20 protein-coding genes and 1 tRNA gene are annotated in these 17,603 nt (G+C 75.4%); 15 read left to right on the forward strand and 6 right to left on the reverse strand.

Features of this window, described 5'->3' with window-relative positions:
• The first annotated feature begins 1 nt into the window (after position 1).
• From CBP52_RS02075 to CBP52_RS17800, 5 genes are all read left to right on the forward strand, one after another.
• Entirely contained in the window at positions 2-1,042 is a 1,041-nt protein-coding gene (locus CBP52_RS02075; protein ID WP_094179621.1) for an ROK family protein, read from the forward strand.
• Positions 1,042-1,824: a glucosamine-6-phosphate deaminase gene (gene nagB, locus CBP52_RS02080; RefSeq protein WP_094179622.1), complete on the forward strand. Its 783-nt coding sequence runs from the start codon at positions 1,042-1,044 to the stop codon at positions 1,822-1,824. The genes CBP52_RS02075 and nagB overlap by 1 nt, the downstream gene beginning before the upstream one ends.
• Positions 1,825-1,898: 74 nt before the next feature.
• On the forward strand, positions 1,899-2,273 hold the full coding sequence (locus tag CBP52_RS02085) for a DUF3039 domain-containing protein (RefSeq protein ID WP_094179623.1): 375 nt from the start codon (positions 1,899-1,901) through the stop codon (positions 2,271-2,273).
• Positions 2,270-4,081, forward strand: coding sequence for a DEAD/DEAH box helicase (locus tag CBP52_RS02090; RefSeq protein ID WP_094179624.1), 1,812 nt, complete (start codon positions 2,270-2,272; stop codon positions 4,079-4,081). The genes CBP52_RS02085 and CBP52_RS02090 overlap by 4 nt, the downstream gene beginning before the upstream one ends.
• A 340-nt stretch (positions 4,082-4,421) precedes the next feature.
• On the forward strand, positions 4,422-4,568 hold the full coding sequence (locus tag CBP52_RS17800) for a hypothetical protein (RefSeq protein ID WP_198303515.1): 147 nt from the start codon (positions 4,422-4,424) through the stop codon (positions 4,566-4,568).
• Positions 4,569-4,711: 143 nt separating this feature from the next.
• Here CBP52_RS17800 and CBP52_RS02095 read toward each other — a convergent pair whose 3' ends face one another.
• Complete coding sequence (locus CBP52_RS02095; RefSeq protein ID WP_094179625.1) at positions 4,712-6,082, reverse strand: nicotinate phosphoribosyltransferase; 1,371 nt, start codon at positions 6,080-6,082, stop codon at positions 4,712-4,714.
• A gap of 51 nt (positions 6,083-6,133) precedes the next feature.
• On the opposite strand from CBP52_RS02095, the gene clpS reads away from it, so the two are divergent.
• From clpS to CBP52_RS02130, 7 genes are all read left to right on the forward strand, one after another.
• Positions 6,134-6,427, forward strand: a complete 294-nt coding sequence (clpS, locus tag CBP52_RS02100) for an ATP-dependent Clp protease adapter ClpS (RefSeq protein WP_094182069.1) — start codon at positions 6,134-6,136, stop codon at positions 6,425-6,427.
• Positions 6,397-7,203, forward strand: coding sequence for a DUF2017 family protein (locus CBP52_RS02105; protein ID WP_232514618.1), 807 nt, complete (start codon positions 6,397-6,399; stop codon positions 7,201-7,203). Before clpS ends, CBP52_RS02105 begins: the two co-directional genes overlap by 31 nt.
• A gap of 10 nt (positions 7,204-7,213) precedes the next feature.
• Positions 7,214-8,029: a glutamate racemase gene (gene murI, locus CBP52_RS02110; RefSeq protein ID WP_094179626.1), complete on the forward strand. Its 816-nt coding sequence runs from the start codon at positions 7,214-7,216 to the stop codon at positions 8,027-8,029.
• A 76-nt stretch (positions 8,030-8,105) separates the two neighbouring features.
• Positions 8,106-8,891 (forward strand): MBL fold metallo-hydrolase, encoded by a 786-nt coding sequence (locus CBP52_RS02115; RefSeq protein ID WP_094179627.1) that lies wholly within the window; start codon positions 8,106-8,108, stop codon positions 8,889-8,891.
• A gap of 73 nt (positions 8,892-8,964) precedes the next feature.
• Complete coding sequence (gene rph / locus CBP52_RS02120; protein WP_094179628.1) at positions 8,965-9,753, forward strand: ribonuclease PH; 789 nt, start codon at positions 8,965-8,967, stop codon at positions 9,751-9,753.
• On the forward strand, positions 9,750-10,397 hold the full coding sequence (gene rdgB / locus CBP52_RS02125; protein WP_094179629.1) for an RdgB/HAM1 family non-canonical purine NTP pyrophosphatase: 648 nt from the start codon (positions 9,750-9,752) through the stop codon (positions 10,395-10,397). Before rph ends, rdgB begins: the two co-directional genes overlap by 4 nt.
• A complete protein-coding gene (locus tag CBP52_RS02130) occupies positions 10,397-12,148 on the forward strand; it encodes an ABC-F family ATP-binding cassette domain-containing protein (protein WP_094179630.1) in 1,752 nt (583 codons plus the stop codon). Before rdgB ends, CBP52_RS02130 begins: the two co-directional genes overlap by 1 nt.
• 32 nt (positions 12,149-12,180) lie before the next feature.
• On the opposite strand, the gene CBP52_RS02135 is transcribed toward CBP52_RS02130, so the two are convergent.
• A complete protein-coding gene (locus tag CBP52_RS02135) occupies positions 12,181-12,735 on the reverse strand; it encodes an NUDIX hydrolase family protein (protein WP_094179631.1) in 555 nt (184 codons plus the stop codon).
• A gap of 139 nt (positions 12,736-12,874) precedes the next feature.
• On the opposite strand from CBP52_RS02135, the gene trxA reads away from it, so the two are divergent.
• The gene (gene trxA, locus CBP52_RS02140) at positions 12,875-13,246 is read left to right on the forward strand and encodes a thioredoxin (protein ID WP_094179632.1); all 372 of its coding nucleotides are present in this window, start codon (positions 12,875-12,877) and stop codon (positions 13,244-13,246) included.
• Between the two features lie 101 nt (positions 13,247-13,347).
• Here trxA and CBP52_RS02145 read toward each other — a convergent pair whose 3' ends face one another.
• The 4 genes from CBP52_RS02145 to CBP52_RS02160 form a co-directional block, all read right to left on the reverse strand.
• On the reverse strand, positions 13,348-14,625 hold the full coding sequence (locus tag CBP52_RS02145; RefSeq protein ID WP_094179633.1) for a cellulose binding domain-containing protein: 1,278 nt from the start codon (positions 14,623-14,625) through the stop codon (positions 13,348-13,350).
• 148 nt (positions 14,626-14,773) lie between these two features.
• Positions 14,774-15,775: a substrate-binding domain-containing protein gene (locus tag CBP52_RS02150; RefSeq protein WP_094179634.1), complete on the reverse strand. Its 1,002-nt coding sequence runs from the start codon at positions 15,773-15,775 to the stop codon at positions 14,774-14,776.
• 343 nt (positions 15,776-16,118) lie between these two features.
• Positions 16,119-16,201 (reverse strand) — tRNA-Leu (locus CBP52_RS02155).
• 51 nt (positions 16,202-16,252) lie between these two features.
• Positions 16,253-16,720, reverse strand: a complete 468-nt coding sequence (locus tag CBP52_RS02160) for a peroxiredoxin (protein ID WP_094179635.1) — start codon at positions 16,718-16,720, stop codon at positions 16,253-16,255.
• Positions 16,721-16,892: 172 nt separating this feature from the next.
• Here CBP52_RS02160 and CBP52_RS02165 point away from each other — a divergent pair, with 172 nt between their 5' ends.
• Both CBP52_RS02165 and CBP52_RS02170 read left to right on the forward strand, forming a co-directional pair.
• On the forward strand, positions 16,893-17,189 hold the full coding sequence (locus tag CBP52_RS02165; protein WP_094182071.1) for a co-chaperone GroES: 297 nt from the start codon (positions 16,893-16,895) through the stop codon (positions 17,187-17,189).
• 125 nt (positions 17,190-17,314) lie between these two features.
• On the forward strand, positions 17,315-17,515 hold the full coding sequence (locus CBP52_RS02170) for a hypothetical protein (protein ID WP_094179636.1): 201 nt from the start codon (positions 17,315-17,317) through the stop codon (positions 17,513-17,515).
• The last annotated feature ends 88 nt before the right edge of the window (positions 17,516-17,603 follow it).

Consider the following 17,603-nt stretch of genomic DNA (forward strand, 5'->3'; position numbering starts at 1 on the left):
GATGACGGACCTCACGACGACCGGGCCCCCGAGCCCGGCGACGGGCCACGCGCTCGCCCCTCCCGCACCACGCCCCGGCGTCGGCGCGGGCCCGTCCGTGGGCGTCGACGTCGGCGGGACGACCACGGTCGCGGTCGTGCTGGACGACGAGGGTCGCGTGGGCGAGCGCGACGTCTCGCCGACACCGAGCGGCGCCACCGCGGTCGCGCAGCACGCCGCGGGGGCCGTCCGGCGCGCCGCGGCCCGTGCGGGCGTGGCGCTCGAGGACCTCACGGGCGTCGGCGTGGGCGTGCCCGGCGTGGTGGACCCCGGCGAGGGCACGGTCGCGAACGCGGTGAACCTCGGGATCGACCGGCCCGCGCCGCTCGCCGCCCTCGTCGCCGCCGCGCTCGCGGACGGCCGCGACGCGGCGCGCACCCCGCGTGTCGTCCTCGAGAACGACCTCAACGCGGCCGTCCTGGGCGCCGCGCACGTGCTGCGCGAGCGGTCGGGCGAGACGGTCGACGACCTCGCGTTCATCGCCCTCGGGACCGGGCTCGCGGCGGGCATCATGCTCGACGGTCGGCTGCGCCGCGGCCCGCACCGCGCCGCGGGCGAGATCGGCCACCTGCGCTACGTGCCCGACGGGCTGCCGTGCAAGTGCGGCCAGTCGGGCTGCCTCGAGCGGTACGCGTCCGGCTCGGCGCTCGACGCCGCGTGGGGACCTGCACGCTCGGGCCGGCCCGCGCCCGTGGAGGTCTTCGAGGCCGCGGCGGCGGGGGAGCCGCTGGCCGTGCGGGTGCGCGACGAGTTCGTCGCCGCGGTCGCCGGCGCGGTCCGCGTGCTCGTGCTCACGTGCGACGTCGGCCGGGTGGTCATCGGCGGCGGGGTCGCGCAGCTCGGTGAGCCGCTGCTGCACGCGCTCGTCGTCGAGCTCGAGCGGCAGGCCGCGTCGTCGCCGTTCCTGGCGGCGGCCGACCTGCCCGGCCGGGTCCAGCTCGCGCCCGCGGGACTGCCCGTGGGCGCCGTCGGGGCGGCGCTCGTCGCCCGAGGAGGTCGTTGATGGAGGTCGTGATCGCACCCGCGCCCGCGCTCGCGCGGCTCGCGGCGGACGCGGTCGAGCGGCTCGTGCGTGCCCGTCCCACCGCGGTGCTGGGGCTCGCGACGGGGTCCAGCCCGCTCGCGGTGTACGACGAGCTCGCGCGCCGCCACCGCGAGGACCGGCTGTCGTTCGCGCGCGTGCGCGCGTTCATGCTCGACGAGTACGTCGGGCTCCCGGCGGACCACCCGCAGCGGTACCGCAACGTCATCGAGGCCGAGATCGCCTCGCGGGTCGACCTCGCACCGGGCGCCGTCCTGGGGCCGGACGGGCTGGCGCAGGACCTCGCGGCCGCGTGCGCCGGATACGAGCGCGCGATCGCGGACGCCGGCGGGGTGGACCTGCAGCTGCTGGGCATCGGGACGGACGGGCACGTCGCGTTCAACGAGCCGGGCTCGTCGCTCGCGTCGCGCACACGCATCAAGACGCTCACGCGCCAGACGCGTGAGGACAACGCGCGGTTCTTCGACGACGACGTGACGGCGGTGCCGACGCACTGCCTCACCCAGGGGCTCGCGACGATCATGGCGGCGCGCCACCTGGTGCTGCTCGCGCAGGGCCGTAGCAAGGCCGAGGCGGTCCACCAGCTCGTCGAGGGGCCGGTGTCCGCGCTGTGGCCGGCCACCGTGCTGCAGCACCACCCGCACGTCACGGTGCTCGTGGACGACGCGGCGGCGAGCCGTCTGCAGCTGGCCGACTACTACCGCGAGACGTACGCGGCCAAGCCCGCGTGGCAGACGCTCTGACGTCGGCCGGGCGCGTCCCGCTGCGCGAGACCGACCCCCGTGGGGTGTCGGCCGTGCGACGTAGACTGCCCGACATGAGTGAACCGCAGTTCCCGCCCGCCGGCCCCGACGACCCGTTCGGCCCGGACCAGGCGACGGGGACCAGCGTCCTCGAGCGCACGGAGTCGACCGAGCAGGTCGAGCCGGGCGACCACGAGCGGTTCGCGCACTACGTGCGCAAGGAGAAGATCACGGAGTCCGCGGTGACCGGGAAGCCGGTCGTCGCGCTGTGCGGCAAGGTGTGGGTCCCGGGCCGGGACCCGAACAAGTTCCCCGTGTGCCCCACGTGCAAGCAGATCTACGAGGGTCTGCGGCCGCCGCAGGACGGCGACGGGCAGTCCGGCGGTGACGGCGGCTCCGGAGGCTCGGGCGGCGGGCGCCGCTGGGGCTTCGGGCGCGGCGGGCGTTGAGCGCCGCCTTCGAACCGTCCACCACGCACGCGTCGACGTCGGCGGCATCGCACCTGCCGCCGGCCTTCCCGTCGCGTGCGCCCTGGGGGACGGCGGGCAAGCTGCGGGCCTGGCAGGCCGAGGCGCTCGAGCTCTACCGGGCACGGGAGCCGCGGGACTTCCTCGCGGTCGCGACGCCCGGCGCGGGCAAGACGACGTTCGCGCTGCGCATCGCGACCGAGCTGCTCGAGCGGCGCGTGGTGCGCCGCGTCACGGTCGTGGCGCCCACCGACCACCTCAAGCGGCAGTGGGCGGACGCGGCCGCGCGCGTCGGGATCCGGCTCGACCCGAGCTTCTCGAACGCGCAGGGGCGGCACGGGCACGGGTTCGACGGCGTGGCGGTGACGTACGCCCAGGTCGCGAACAAGCCGGCGCTGCACGCGGCCCGCACCACCGCGGCGCGCACGCTCGTGATCCTCGACGAGGTGCACCACGGCGGGGACGCGCTGTCCTGGGGCGACGGCGTGCGCGAGGCGTTCGAGGGCGCCGAGCGGCGCCTGGCGCTGACGGGCACGCCGTTCCGCTCGGACACCGCCGCGATCCCGTTCGTCACGTACGAGCGTGACGCGCACGGCATCCGCCGCTCGGTCGCGGACTACTCCTACGGCTACGGCGACGCGCTGCGCGACCACGTGGTGCGCCCGGTGATCTTCCTGTCCTACTCGGGCGCCATGCGCTGGCGCACGAAGACGGGCGACGAGGTCAGCGCCCGGCTCGGCGAGGCCATGACCAAGGACATGACCGCGCAGGCGTGGCGCACGGCGCTGGACCCGGGCGGCGAGTGGATCCCGGCCGTCATCCAGGCCGCCGACCGCCGGCTCACGGAGGTGCGGCGCAGCGTGCCGGACGCGGGCGCGATGATCATCGCGACCGACCAGACCGACGCGCGCGCGTACGCGGGCCACATCGCGCGGATCACGGGCACCTCGCCCACGGTCGTGCTGTCCGACGACGACGGCGCGAGCGACAAGATCGACGAGTTCTCCGCCGGCGACTCGCGTTGGCTCGTGGCGGTGCGCATGGTCTCCGAGGGCGTGGACGTGCCCCGGCTGGCGGTGGGCGTGTACGCGACCAGCACGTCGACGCCGCTGTTCTTCGCGCAGGCCGTCGGGCGGTTCGTCCGGGCGCGCCGGCGGGGTGAGACGGCGTCGGTGTTCCTGCCGTCCGTCCCGCAGCTGCTCGAGCTCGCGAACACCCTCGAGGCCGAGCGCGACCACGCGCTCGACCGGCCGAGGACCGCGGAGGAGGACGGCGCGGGCTTCAACCCCGAGGACGCGCTGCTCGCCGCGGCGAACCGTGAGCAGAACGGGCCGGACGCGGTCGGCTCGGACGGCCTGCAGGGCACGTTCGAGGCGCTCGAGGCGCAGGCGTCGTTCGACCGCGTGCTGTTCGACGGCGGCGAGTTCGGCACGGGCGCGGAGGTGGGCTCCGACGAGGAGCTCGACTTCCTCGGCCTGCCGGGGCTGCTCGACGCCGACCAGGTGTCCGCGCTGCTGCGACAGCGCCAGGCCGACCAGCTCAAGGGCCGGCGGTCCGTCCGGACCGCGGCACCGGACCTCGAGGCGATGGACCACCGCCGGCAGGCGGAGCTGCGCAAGGAGCTCGCGCAGCTCGTGGGCGGGTGGGCGCGGCGCAGCGGGCAGCCGCACGGGTCGGTGCACGCGGAGCTGCGGCGGCGGTGCGGGGGGCCGGAGGTCGCTCTCGCGGACCCGGCGCAGCTCGAGGCGCGCATCGCGATGGTGCGCGGCTGGTTCGTCGGCAAGCGCTAGCTCGTCGGCACGTGGTCAGCGGCGCCCTAATCGCTTGACGTTTCTCCTCCGGAAGGGCCGGCGCAACCCCCGTCTCAGGATATGGACGGCCTGCGCGCCGGACCTTGCGTGAGAACCCGCAGGTCAGCGCCGTGGACGCGCGTCCACATAGCAGCGGCCGATCCGCTCGCAAGTCGTGCGTTCGACGTGCCGATCGCCGCGGGGCGCGGGAACGTTGTCGTGCTCGAAGAACGCAAGGCTCCACGGAGAAATCCCACGGAACCGTACGAGCGGGCGCCGCGGACCGGCCCCGCTCCCTCCCGCCGGCAGTCCCCCTGCCGGCCGACGAAAGGGGTACGCGATGCCCTCGTGGCTCATCCTCGTCATCATCGGTGTCGTCCTGCTGGTCCTCGGCTTCGGAGGCCTCGGCCAGTTCCTCATCTGGATCGGTCTCGCCGTCCTGGTCGTGAGCCTCGTCCTGGCCCTCGTCGGCCGTCGTCGCGTGTAGCGACGACCTCGGTGGGCGCGTGACGCGCCCGCGACATGACAGCGCGACACGACAGACGGACGCCGGCCCCCGCGACGGGGCCGGCGTCCGTCGTGCGTGTCGGTCGTGCATGGGGCGGGGCCTGCGTCCGGGGACGCAGGACGTCAGTCGAGCGTGAGCGCGACCGTGGGCACCGCGGCCTCGTCGGCGGACAGACGCCGCGCACCCCGGGGCAGCTCGGCCCGGGACTCCTGGTGCTGCTCGGCGGCGGTCGTGACGCCTCGCGGACCCGTCCAGCGGGGGTCGACCTCGCCCTCCACGACGAGCGGCACGTGCAGCGGGCGCAGCACGCCGGGGCCGCGGTCGTCCGCGAACGACGCGAGCGCCGCGTCGGGCGACGCGGAGACGGCCCGCACCCGCTCGTCGGGCCCCGCGACGAGGACCTCCTCGACGGCCCGCCCGTCGACCGTGCGGCGTGCCGCGGCCTTGCGACCGCCGACGCTGGTCTTGGCGGTGGACGCCTTCGCGACGGGCTGCATGACCCCGTCCCGGTCCTCGCGCGCGACGAGCTTGTAGACCATCCCGCACGTGGGCGCCCCCGAGCCGGTGACGACCGACGTGCCGACGCCGTAGGAGTCGACGGGGGCGACGGCGAGCGCGGCGATGGCGTGCTCGTCCAGGTCGGACGTCACGGTGATCCGCACGGACCGCGCGCCGGCGGCGTCGAGCTGCGCGCGGACCTCGTGCGCGAGGACGGCCAGGTCGCCCGAGTCGAGCCGCACCGCGCCGAGGCCCGGTCCGGCGGCCTCGAGCGCCGCGGCGACGCCGCTGCGGACGTCGTACGTGTCGACCAGGAGCGTGGTGCCCGCTCCGAGCGCGTCGACCTGCGAGGCGAACGCGGCGGCCTCGTCGTCGTGCAGCAGCGTGAACGCGTGGGCGGCCGTGCCGATCGTCGGGATGCCGTAGCGGCGGCCCGCCTCGAGGTTCGAGGTCCCCGCGAACCCGGCGACCGCCGCGGCGCGCGCGGCGGCGACGCCCGCCCACTCGTGCGCGCGCCGCGAGCCCATCTCGAGGCACGGGCGGTCGAGCGCCGCGCTGGTCATGCGGGACGCCGCGGACGCCACCGCGGAGTCGTAGTTCAGGACGGAGAGCACGAACGTCTCGAGCAGCACCGCCTCCGCGAACGTGCCCTCGACGACGAGCACGGGGGACTGCGGGAAGAACACCTCGCCCTCGGCGTAGCCGACGACGGAGCCCGTGAACCGGTACCCCGCCAGGAACTCGAGCGTCGCGTCGTCGACGACGCGCTCGTCCGCGAGCCAGTCGAGCTCGGCCGTCCCGAACCGGAACCGGTCGAGCTCCTCGAGCACGCGGCCCGTGCCGGCCACCACCCCGTACCGCCGCCCGGGCGGCAGGCGACGCGTGAACACCTCGAAGACGCACCGCCGCTGCGCCGTGCCGTCACGCAGCGCCGCCTGCAGCATGGTCAGCTCGTACCGGTCTGTCAGGAGTGCGGACGTGGCGTGCGTCGTCATGGCCACACGCTAGGGGTGAAGCACGTGTGCGCGCTGCCTAGAGTGGTCCCCGTGAGCTCGGCACCGCATCTCGACGAGGTCGTCGCCTCCGACGCGCAGACGTCGGTCGACGACCCGTGGGTGACGATCGTCTGGAACGACCCGGTCAACCTCATGACCTACGTGACGTACGTGTTCGAGTCGTACTTCGGGCACCCGCGCACGGTCGCCGAGCAGCTGATGCGGCGCGTGCACACCGAGGGCCGGGCGGTCGTCTCGCGCGGCACGCTCGAGGCGATGGAGGTCGACGTGCAGGCGATGCACGGGTTCGGGCTGTGGGCGACCCTGCAGCGCAGCGGGCACTGATGCGCGGGTTCGTCGCACGCCAGCAGGAGTACGTGGCGCGGCTCGACGCCGACGAGCGTGCGGTCCTCGCGGGCATCGCGTCCGAGGTCGCGGTGCTGCTCGGCGCCGAGAAGTTCCGCACGGCGGGCCGGCTGCGCACGGACGTGGGCGCGCCGTCCCACGCCGACGCCTCCGACGAGCTCGACGACGACGAGCTCGTCGAGGAGCCACCGCTGCACGCGCTCGGCTGGCCCTGGCAGCGACCGGTCGAGGCACCGACGGACCCCGCGGTGCGCCGGCTGCTGCCGGACGCGAGCGACGACCCGGAGCAGGCCGCGGAGTTCCGCCGCCTGACGGACGCCGACCTGCGGGCGCGCAAGATCGCCGGGCTGCGCACGTGGTGGCACGCGCTGCGCACACCGGGCGGGCGGCAGGGGGACGCGGTCGCCATCACGGCCGCGGAGGCCCCGGCCGTGGCGGCGGCGATGACGGACGTGCGGATCGTGCTGGCCGACCGCCTCGGGATCCGGACAGACGAGGACGGTGAGCGCGTCTACGCCGAGCTGCACGCGGCGTCCGGCCACGACGCGGGCGGCGGACGGGACGGCGGCGGCGTCGACGGCGGCGACGGTGGAGAGGCCGCGGCCGTGCGCCGCGCGTTCATCGGCGTGTACGCGATGCTCTCGGAGCTGCAGGAGACGCTCGTCACCGCGATGCTCGTCCGGGTCCGCTCGCGTGACGCGACACACGGCGGCCCCGGCCCCGGCCCGGAGGGACGCGGCGGATCCGCGGGCTAGGCTCGTCCGCGTGAACGACGCGCCCATCGGGATCTTCGACTCCGGCGTCGGGGGCCTGACGGTCGCGAGAGCGATCCTCGACCAGCTCCCGCACGAGTCGACGCTCTACATCGGCGACACCCTCAACACGCCGTACGGCACCAAGCCCCTGGCCGCCGTGCGCGCGTTCGCGCTGCAGGTGATGGACGACCTGGTCGACGCGGGCGTGAAGCTGCTGGTCATCGCGTGCAACACGGCGTCGGCGGCGATGCTGCGCGACGCGCGCGAGCGGTACACGCTGCGCCGCGGCATCCCCGTGGTCGAGGTGATCCTGCCCGCGGCGCGACGCGCGGTCGCCGCGACGCGCACGGGGCGGATCGGCGTGATCGCCACGCGGGCGACCGTCGAGTCGCTCGCGTACGACGACGCGTTCGCGGTCGCCCCCGGCCTGAGCCTCGTGACGCAGGCGTGCCCGCGGTTCGTGCCGCTCGTCGAGGCGGGCGTGACGTCCGGCCCCGAGGTGCTCGCGGTCGCGCACGAGTACCTCGACCCGGTGCGCGAGGCGGGGGTCGACACGCTCGTGCTGGGCTGCACGCACTACCCGCTGCTGACGGGCGCGATCTCGTACGTCATGGGCGAGGAGGTCACGCTCGTCTCGAGCGCCGAGGAGACCGCGAAGGACGTCTACCGCACGCTCGTCGCGCACGGTCTCGAGCGCTCGGTCGACGCCGGCCCGCCGCAGCACCGCTTCCTCGCGACGGGTGACCCGGAGTCGTTCCGGACGCTCGCCCGCCGGTTCCTGGGGCCCGAGGTCGACGCCGTCGAGCCCGCCGGGGCCCTGCGGTGACGGCACCCGTGACGGCCCCGCCGAACGGTCCCACCAGCCCCGAGACCCGTCGTCGTCGCGCCGCGGAGGCCCCGAGATGAGACTCGTCGTGATCGGCTGCGCCGGCTCGTACCCGTCGGCGGAGGCGGCCGCGTCGTCGTACCTCGTGCAGGCCGACGACGCCGACGGGCGCACGTGGAACGTGCTGCTCGACATCGGCAATGGCGCGCTGAGCCCGCTGCAGCGCTACGGCGACCCGACGGCGCTCGACGCGGTCGCGGTCTCGCACCTGCACTCGGACCACGTCGCGGACCTCGTCGTGCTCAACGTGCTGCGCCGCTACCGGCCCGACGGTCCGCTGCCCGCGGTCGACGTGTGGGGTCCCGAGGGGACCCAGCAGCGGCTCGCGGACATGGCAGGCAAGGACCCGGCGACCGAGCTGGACGGGCAGTTCCGGTTCCGCACGTGGGACCCGGCCGCGCCGGTGCGCATCGGGCCGCTGACCCTCACACCGGTGCCGGTCGATCATCCCGTGCCGGCGTTCGGCCTGCTCGTCTCGGGGCCCTCCGACGAGGACCCGTCGCGCGACGTGACTCTCGGGTACACGGGCGACACGGACGAGTGTCCCGGCCTCGACACGCTCGCCCGGACGGACCTGCTGCTGTGCGAGGCCGGGTTCCGGGACGGGCTGGACGACCACGTGCGGGGCATCCACCTGACCGGTGCCCGGGCGGGGGCCGCGGCGGCGCGCGGGGGCAGCGGACGCCTGGTGCTGACGCACCTGACCGCGTGGGAGGACCCGCGTGACGTGGTCGCCCACGCGTCCCGCGCGTACGCGGGCCGGATCGACGTCGCGCGTCCCGGTGCGGTGTTCACGCTCTGAGCGCACCCCCGCGCGGCGTCGCGCGGCCCGGACCGCCGACGGGGCCGCGCGCCCGGGTCGTTAGGCTCGTGGCATGTCTTCCACCCCTGTGACCTCCGCGCGCCCGGACGGGCGTGCCGCCGACGAGCTGCGGCCCGTCACCATCACGCGCCGGTTCCTGACCGCCGGCGAGGGCTCGGTCCTCGTCGAGTTCGGGGGCACGAAGGTGCTGTGCGTCGCGTCCTTCACGGAGGGTGTCCCGCGCTGGCGCAAGGGCTCGGGGGAGGGCTGGGTCACGGCCGAGTACTCGATGCTGCCGCGCGCCACGGACAGCCGCTCGGACCGCGAGTCGGTGCGCGGCAAGGTCGGCGGCCGCACGCACGAGATCTCGCGGCTGATCGGCCGCTCGCTGCGCGCCGTCGTGGACGTCGCGGCCCTGGGCGAGAACACCGTCGTCCTCGACTGCGACGTGCTGCAGGCCGACGGCGGCACGCGCACCGCGTCGATCACCGGCGCCTACGTGGCGCTCGCCGACGCGGTGGCCTGGGCGGTCGACCAGCGGATCGTCGCACCGGGTCGCCAGGTCCTGCGCGACTCGGTGTCGGCCGTGAGCGTCGGGATCGTCGACGGAGTGCCGGTGCTCGACCTGCCGTACGTCGAGGACGTGCGCGCCGAGACCGACATGAACGTCGTCGTGACCGGCTCGGGGGCGTTCGTCGAGGTGCAGGGCACCGCCGAGCACGCGCCGTTCGTGCGCAGCGAGCTGGACGCGCTGCTCGACCTCGCGCTCGCGGGCACCGCACGCCTCGCCGCGCTGCAGGCCGCCGCGCTCGCGGCGCCGCCCTCGGACGGCTCGGCGACGCGCGTCGAGGGCGTCGCGTGAGCGTCCCGGCCGGCGCGCGCCTGGTGCTCGCCACGCACAACGCGCACAAGGTCGGCGAGCTGCGCGCGATCCTCGCCCCCGTGCTCCCCGGCCTGGCGGCCGACGCGGTGGTGGGCGCCCGGGACGTCGGCGCGCCCGAGCCCGTCGAGGACGGCGTGACGTTCGAGCAGAACGCGCTGCTCAAGGCCCGCGCGCTCGCGGCGTTCACGGGTCTGCCCGCGGTCGCGGACGACTCCGGCCTGGCCGTGGACGTGCTCGGCGGCGCACCCGGCATCTTCTCGGCGCGCTGGGCGGGCCGGCACGGCGACGACGCGGCGAACCTCGAGCTGCTGCTCGCGCAGCTCGCCGACATCCGCGACCCCCACCGAGGTGCGCGCTTCGTGTGCGCGGCGGCGCTCGTGACGCCCGACGGGTTCGAGCACGTCGAGACGGGCGCGCTCGTCGGGACGCTCGCGCTCGCGCCGCGGGGTGCCGGAGGCTTCGGGTACGACCCGGCGCTCGTGCCGCTCGGCGAGTCGCGCACGTGCGCCGAGCTCTCCGCGCACGAGAAGAACGCGATCAGCCACCGGGGTCGGGCGTTCCGCGCGCTCGCGCCGGTCGTCGCGCGCGTCCTGGCCGGTCCCGACGAGGGCACCGGCGGCTGATGCCCGCCCCCGACGCCCTGCCGGGTGCGGTCCAGCTCGTCGCGGACGCCGTGACGTTCGGCTACCCGGGCCGGCCCGTGCTGGACCGGCTCGACCTGACCGTCTCGGCAGGGGAGCGGGTGGGCCTGGTCGGGGAGAACGGCGCGGGCAAGACGACGCTGCTGCGCGTGCTCGCGGGCGAGCTCGCACCCTCGTCGGGCACGGTGCGGCGCTCGGGGTCGCTCGCGGTCGTCGACCAGGAGCTCGTCGTGCGCCCCGACGACACCGTCGGCACGCTCGTGCGCGGCACGGGCGCCGGCGTGCGTGCGGTCGCCGCGGAGCTCGAGGCGGTCGTCGCGGCGTTCGACCACGAGAACGGCGACCTGGCCGCGCTCACCGCGGCGATGACGCGGTACGAGCAGCTCGCGGCGTGGGACGTGGACCGCCGCGTCGACGAGGCGCTCACGCGGTTCGGCGCCCCGCGCCAGCCGGACCGGCGCCTGGCCGAGCTGAGCGTCGGCGAGCGGTACCGCGTGCGCCTCGCGTGCCGCGTGGGCGAACGCTCGGACGTGCTGCTGCTCGACGAGCCGACCAACCACCTCGACGCGGCGGGCATCGACTACCTCACCGGGCTGCTGCGCGAGTGGCCCGGGGCCGTCGTGATCGTCACGCACGACCGGCAGCTGCTCGACGACGTCATGACCGCGATCCTCGACCTGGACCCCGCGATGGACGGCCGCCCCGCCCTGTACGGGGCGACCCGCTACGCCGACTACCGGTTCGCGAAGGACCAGATGCTGCGCCGGTGGCGTGCCCGCTACCGGGCCGAGCGCAAGCGCGCGCTGCAGCTCGCGCAGCGCCTCGACGCGTCGTACGAGGGTCTGTCCGACGAGTGGCGCCCGCCCAAGGGCTCCGACAAGCACCGGCGCGGCACGCGCGCCCGCATCCACGTCAAGGCCGCCGACCGGCTCGTCCAGCGGCTCGAGGCGCAGGCCGTCGCGGTGCCCGTGCCCCCGCCGACCCTGCAGTTCCCGGACCTGCCGAGCCTGCCGCGGCGCGCCTCGACGGGCGCGGACCCGGACCGCCCGCTCGACCCGGGCGCGGACCGCCGGGCCGCGCACGCCGGCCCGCTGCTCGAGCTGCGCGCCCCGCGCGTGCTCGGCCCGCACGGGGTGCGGCTCGACCTGCCGGGGCGGCGCCTCGAGGTCGCCCCCGCGTCACGGCTCCTCGTCGTCGGACCGAACGGGTCCGGCAAGTCCACGCTGCTCGCCGCGCTCGTCGGCGCGTTGCCGCTCGACCGCGGGACGCGCACCGTCGCGCCCGGTGTGCGGCTCGGCGTGCTGGGGCAGGAGGGTCCCACGGAGCACGCCGACGTGACGGCCGGCCCGGCCGGGCTCGTCGCGGACGCGCCCCGCGGACCGTCGGCGTTCGACGCGTACGCGCGCCACGCGCTCGACCTGCTGGGGCAGGGGCTGCTCGACCCCGAGCAGCTCGTCCCCGTCGCCGCGCTCGGCCTGCTCACCGAGGAGGACCTCGAGCGTCCGGTGCGCGAGCTGTCCGTCGGGCAGCGCCGCCGGTTCGACCTCGCGTGCGCGCTGCTCGCGGCGCCGCACGTGCTGGTGCTCGACGAGCCGACCAACCACCTGTCGGTCGGCCTCGTCGACGAGCTCACGGCCGCCCTGCGCTCGACGTCCGCCGCGGTCGTCGTCGCGACCCACGACCGGCGCATGCGCGCCGACCTGGCGGACTGGCCGGTGCTCGACCTGACCTGACGACGGCCGCCGCGGCCCGGGGGCCCAGGGGCTCAGGGCAGGCGGCCCACGTGCGCCATCGCCTGGCGCAGCAGCACGCCCTGCCCGCCGGTCATCTCGACCTGCACCTGCTCGCCGCACGCCTCCTCCGGCGTCAGCCAGGCGAGGTCGATCGCGTCCTGCTGCGGGCGGCAGTCGCCCAGCACGGGCACGACGTACGCGAGCGACACCGCGTGCTGGCGGGGGTCGTGGTACGAGGTGATGCCCGGCGTGGGGAAGTACTCCGCGACCGTGAACGGCTGCGGTGAGGCGGGGATCTGCGGCAGCGCGACCGGCCCGAGGTCCTTCTCGATGTGCCGGACCAGGGCGTCCCGCACCCGCTCGTGGTACATCACGCGGCCCGAGACGAGCGCGCGCGACATCACGCCCTCGCGCGTCACGCGCAGCAGCAGCCCGACGGCGACGACGTCGCCGGAGTCGTCCACGCGCACCGGGACCGCGTCGACGTAGACGAGCGGCATGAGGCCACGCACGCGCGCGATCTCCTCGGGCGGGAGCCAGCCCGACGGGCGCTCGGGGGAGGGCGGGAACTCGGCCGTCTCGGTCACCGTGCCGTTCTACCGTGCTCGCCCGCGAACGGGTCACAGGCGCGCGCGGAGAGCCCGAATCGCCCCGGGCACGGGAATACCCCGAGCGTGCGACGCCTTCTAGCGGGCGGAACCCCCGAGACCCTGAAGGAGGGCCGCCATGGCCACCACGACGCTCACCGCCGACACCCTCGGCCAGACCATCGCCGACAACGACATCGTCCTCGTGGACTTCTGGGCGCAGTGGTGCGGGCCGTGCAAGCGGTTCGGTCCCGTCTTCGAGGCGTCGTCGCAGCAGCACCAGGACGTGGTGTTCGGCAAGGTCGACACCGAGGCCGAGCAGCAGCTCGCCGCCGAGCTCCAGATCTTCTCGATCCCGACGCTCATGGCCTTCCGCGAGGGCATCCTCGTCTTCAACCAGGCCGGTGCGCTGCCCGGGCCCGCGCTCGAGCAGGTCGTCCAGGCGGTCAAGGACCTCGACATGGACGAGGTCCGCGCGAAGATCGCCGCGGCCTCGGACGGTCAGGCCTGACCCTGCAGGCGGCCCTCGCCCGCTGACACGACGGCGCCCACCCCCGGCGGGGTGGGCGCCGTCGTCGTCTCACGGCCCCGCAGCGGGCGGGGGCCGGTCCGTCAGCAGCCCACGCGGCTGTCGGCGACGACGACGTCGTCGAACCACAGCGTGTCGGCGCCGTCGCCGTAGGACTCCCAGCCGAGCCGCAGGTCGGTGAGCCGGGGCGACCAGGCCTTGTTCAGCCACTGGCCGTCGATGTCGTGCGTCGGCGTGCCGTCGACGATCAGGCCCGGCACGGCCCAGCCGTCGAGGTACGTCGTCAGACGCCCCGCGGCGCCCTCGACGAGCACCTCGGCGCAGTGCCACGACCCGCCCGCGGGCAGCTGCGCGGTCCGGGTCAGACCGGCGGGGCTCTGCTCGGGCAGCGTCGCGTCGTCCGACGAGCGGTTCCACTGCATCAGCGCGTTCTGGCCTCCCATGCGCAGGTCACGGTTGCCGTCGTTCGCGTCCCGCATCGCCAGGTACGTCGTGTGCGAGACGGGCAGGGCGGTGGTGTGGCGGACCCAGAACCGCACGTACACCGTGCGCGGCAGCGGGGCGCTCGGCTGCGCCTGGACGAACACGTGGTTGCAGTAGCCGGCCCCGCCGTCGACGCGCAGCGACCGGCTGCCGGAGTGCGCGACCGTCGAGTCGACGACGGCCCGCCCGCTGCCCGAGCAGTCGGGGTACGTCACGGCCCAGGTGCCGGACGGTGTGGCGCTCGTCTGGGTCTCCAGCCCGTCGCAGAACACCGCGGTGCCGCACGTCGCCGGCGTCGTCGTGGGGTCGTCCGTGGGGTCCTGCGTCGGCTCGTCGGTCGGGTCCTGCGTCGGCTCGGTGGTGGGCTCGTCGGTCGGGTCCTGCGTGGGGTCGTCCGTCGGGTCCTGCGTCGGCTCGTCGGTCGGGTCGACGGTCGGGTCCGGCGTCGGCGTCGTGCCCCCGTTGCACGCGACGCCGTCGAGCGCGAAGTCGGTCGGCGCCGCGTTCTCGCCCGTCCAGGTGCCCTGGAACCCGAACGACGTCGTGGCGCCGGCGGCGAGCTCGCCGTTCCACGGCGCGTTCGTCACGGTCACCGCCGAGCCCGACTGCGTGACGGTCGAGCTCCACGCCTGGGTGACGCGCTGGCCCGACGGCCAGGTCCAGGTGAGCGTCCAGCCGTGCGTGGCCGCGCCGGGCGTCACCCGGACGTCGGCGGTGAAACCGCCCGGCCAGGAGCTGGTGCTCCAGGCCACCTGGCAGCCTGCCGCCTGGGCGGCGCTCCCGGTCGCGACCGCCGCGACCGTCGCGCCCAGCGCGGCCGCGACCGCGGTCGTCGCCGCCAGCGCCGCGCGCCAGAACCTCGTCGTGCTGGGATGCATCGCGTACGTCCTCTCGTGGGGCCCACCCGCGCGGGACCCGCGCGGGTGGGCCGTCTGCCCCTTGTGGGCAGCCTCGCCACCGGGTAGAGGACGGCGTAACCCTCCCAATCGCTTCACACGGGCCGGGGGAGCCGACCCGCGGCCGGCGTCAGTACGGGCGGGCGTCGACGTCGGCCTGCGTCGCGGAGGAGTCGAACGCGCGGTCCATGACGATGAACCGGCGCGGCAGGTCGACGCCCTGGTGCGCCTTCGTCACGGCGTCGAGGACCTGCTCGCCGAACGCGGGGTTGCACTCCACGACGTAGCCGATCTCCCCGTCGACGAGGGCCTGCAGGCTCGCGCGGCTCCCCCCGATCGCGACGACGACGACGTCCTCGCCCGGGACCTTGTCGGCGGCCGTGACCGCCTCGACCGCGCCCAGCGCCATGTCGTCGCCGTGCGCGAGGACGACGTCGAGCTCGGGGTGGGCCTCGAGCAAGGCGGCCGTCGCGGCCCGCCCGCCGGCGCGCGTCCCGTCGCCCGCCGCCTTGCCCACGACGTTCTTGGCCCCGACGGCGGACGCGAAGCCGGTCGCGCGGTCGCGCTGCGACCGCGAGTCGGCCGCGCCCACGACCTGGACCACCTGCGCGTCGGGGTGGTGCGCCACGACCCACTCGCCCGCGGCGACGCCTTCGCCCGCGAAGTCGTGGCCGATCCACGTGAGGTAGGGCTCGACGACGAGGCTGTCGAGCGCGCCGTCGACGAGCACCAGCGGGATGCCCGCGTCCTTGACCTCCTGGAGCACCTCGTCCCAGCCCGTCTCGACCGCCGGCGAGAAGACGATCACGTCGACCCCTTGCTCGACGAACCCGCGCAGGGCCGCGACCTGCTCGGCCTGCGTGCGCTGCGTGTCCGCGACGACGAGCTCGACGCCGTTCTCGGACGTGAGGTTCGCCCGCAGCGACGCGGTGCTCGCGTCGCGCCAACCCTCGTCGGCGCCCGGCCGCTGCGCGAACCCGACCGTGACGAGCCCGCCGGCACCGCTGCCCGCGGCGGTCGCCGCGTCGGAGGTGTCGGCGCTCGCGGTGGCGCTGCACGCCGCGAGGGCGGCCGCGAGGAACCCCGTCATCAGGGTTGCTGCGGCACGGGCGCGCGGGGACGTTCTGGACATGCGATCTCCTCATCGGTGCCGAGTCACGACGGACTCGCGGGGCCGACCGGCAGTCAGGGGACGACGCACGTCTGCGTCGCGAGGCCGGTGTGTGAGCGCGCTCCCACGGAGAGGATATGAAGCACTTCGGGCGACACGGACCGGTTTGGCCGACGAGGATTCAGGTGAAACGTGCCAATGGGCCGATTTGTTGGTTCGGCTGGGCAATTGTCTGGGTGTGTCCACGCGACTGGTCCGCATGACGAGACGCGGACCGGCGTGAGACCGGCCGTGAGGCCGGTCGGGTACTCGACACCCGAGGAGGCGGAGCCCCCGCCCGCCACGAGCGGGGGGCACCGCGCGGTGCGGAAGACGGGAGTCGAACCCGCACGCCCGCGAGGGCACCAGGACCTAAACCTGGCGTGGCTGCCGTTTCACCACTTCCGCCGGGGCGCCGATCCTCCCACACCCCGTCATGACCGGTCAGGCCATGACCGGTCAGGCGATGCCGAGGTCCCGGCGCAGCTTCGCGACGTGGCCCGTCGCGCGCACGTTGTACTGCGCGAGCTCGACCACGCCGTCCGCGTCGAGCACGACCGTCGATCGGATGACGCCGGTGACCGTCTTGCCGTACAGCTGCTTCTCGCCGTACGCACCCCACGCCTGCAGGGTCTCGCGCGACTCGTCGGACACCAGCGGGAAGGTCAGGTGCTCCTCGGCGGCGAACGCCGCGAGCTTCGCCACCGGATCGGGTGACACGCCGACGACCGTCAGGCCCGCTCCCTGAAGTGCCGCGAGCGAGTCGCGGAAGTCGCACGCCTGCTTCGTGCAGCCCGGCGTCCCCGCGGCCGGGTAGAAGTACACGACCACCCGGCGCCCGCGCAGGTCCGAGAGCGTCAGCGAGCCGCCGTCCGCCGTGGGCAGCGTGAAGTCGGGTGCGACGTCGCCGACGGCGAGGCGGGGCATGAGGTCTCCTTGCGGGCTGACGGCAGGTGGGGCGGCGACCGCCCGGTCACCGGCTGGCGTCAGCCTACGGCGCGCGGGGTAGCGTCGGCGCGTGAGCACGACGCCCGAGCCCCAGCCTGCGACGACCACGAGCCCCACCCCGAGCCCCGGTGCCGGGCCCCTGCCGATCCGCATGCTCAACGACCGGCTCCTCGTCGAGCTCGACGACGACGCGGCGGAGCGGCGCTCGGCCGCCGGCATCGTCATCCCCGCCACGGCGGCGGTCGGCAAGCGGCTCGCGTGGGCCCGCGTGCGTGCCGTGGGTCAGCACGTGCGGCAGGTCGAGGTCCAGGACCGCGTGCTGTTCGACCCGGAGGACCGCGCCGAGGTCGAGCTGGAGGGGGCGACGTACGTGCTGCTGCGCGAGAAGGACGTGCACGCGGTCGCCGCCCCGCGCGCGACCGGGGAGGGCACCGGCCTGTACCTGTGAGCCGCACGATCTGTGTGGATTCCGTGGAGGAGCGGCCCTCGACGGGCGACTGCCAGGTTCGGGTGGTGTGCTGACGCCCGGCGGCCAGGGGGCGCGGACGGTCGCCGGTCCCCGAGGAGGAGTCCATGAGCGACCTCGCCGCGCGGCCGCGCGTGCCGTCAGGACGCCCGCCGACCGTGCCGGACGTCGACGTGAGCCCCGAGCGCATCCGTGCGCTCCTCGAGTCGCGCGTCCCGCTCGCGCTCGTCGCGGACCTCACCGCGCCCGGCCCGACCGCGGCCCGGCTCGTGCGTGAGGAGTCCGTGCCGCAGTGGCCGCGCTCGTGACCCTCGTCCGTGACACTCGCCCGTGACCCTCGTCACGACGCAGGGCACCGGTTCGCTCGCAGGGCCGCAGGGCTGCTAACGTTCTTTC

Origin of the sequence: Cellulomonas sp. PSBB021 (genome assembly GCF_002240455.1) — a bacterium.
Lineage (GTDB): Bacteria > Actinomycetota > Actinomycetes > Actinomycetales > Cellulomonadaceae > Cellulomonas > Cellulomonas uda.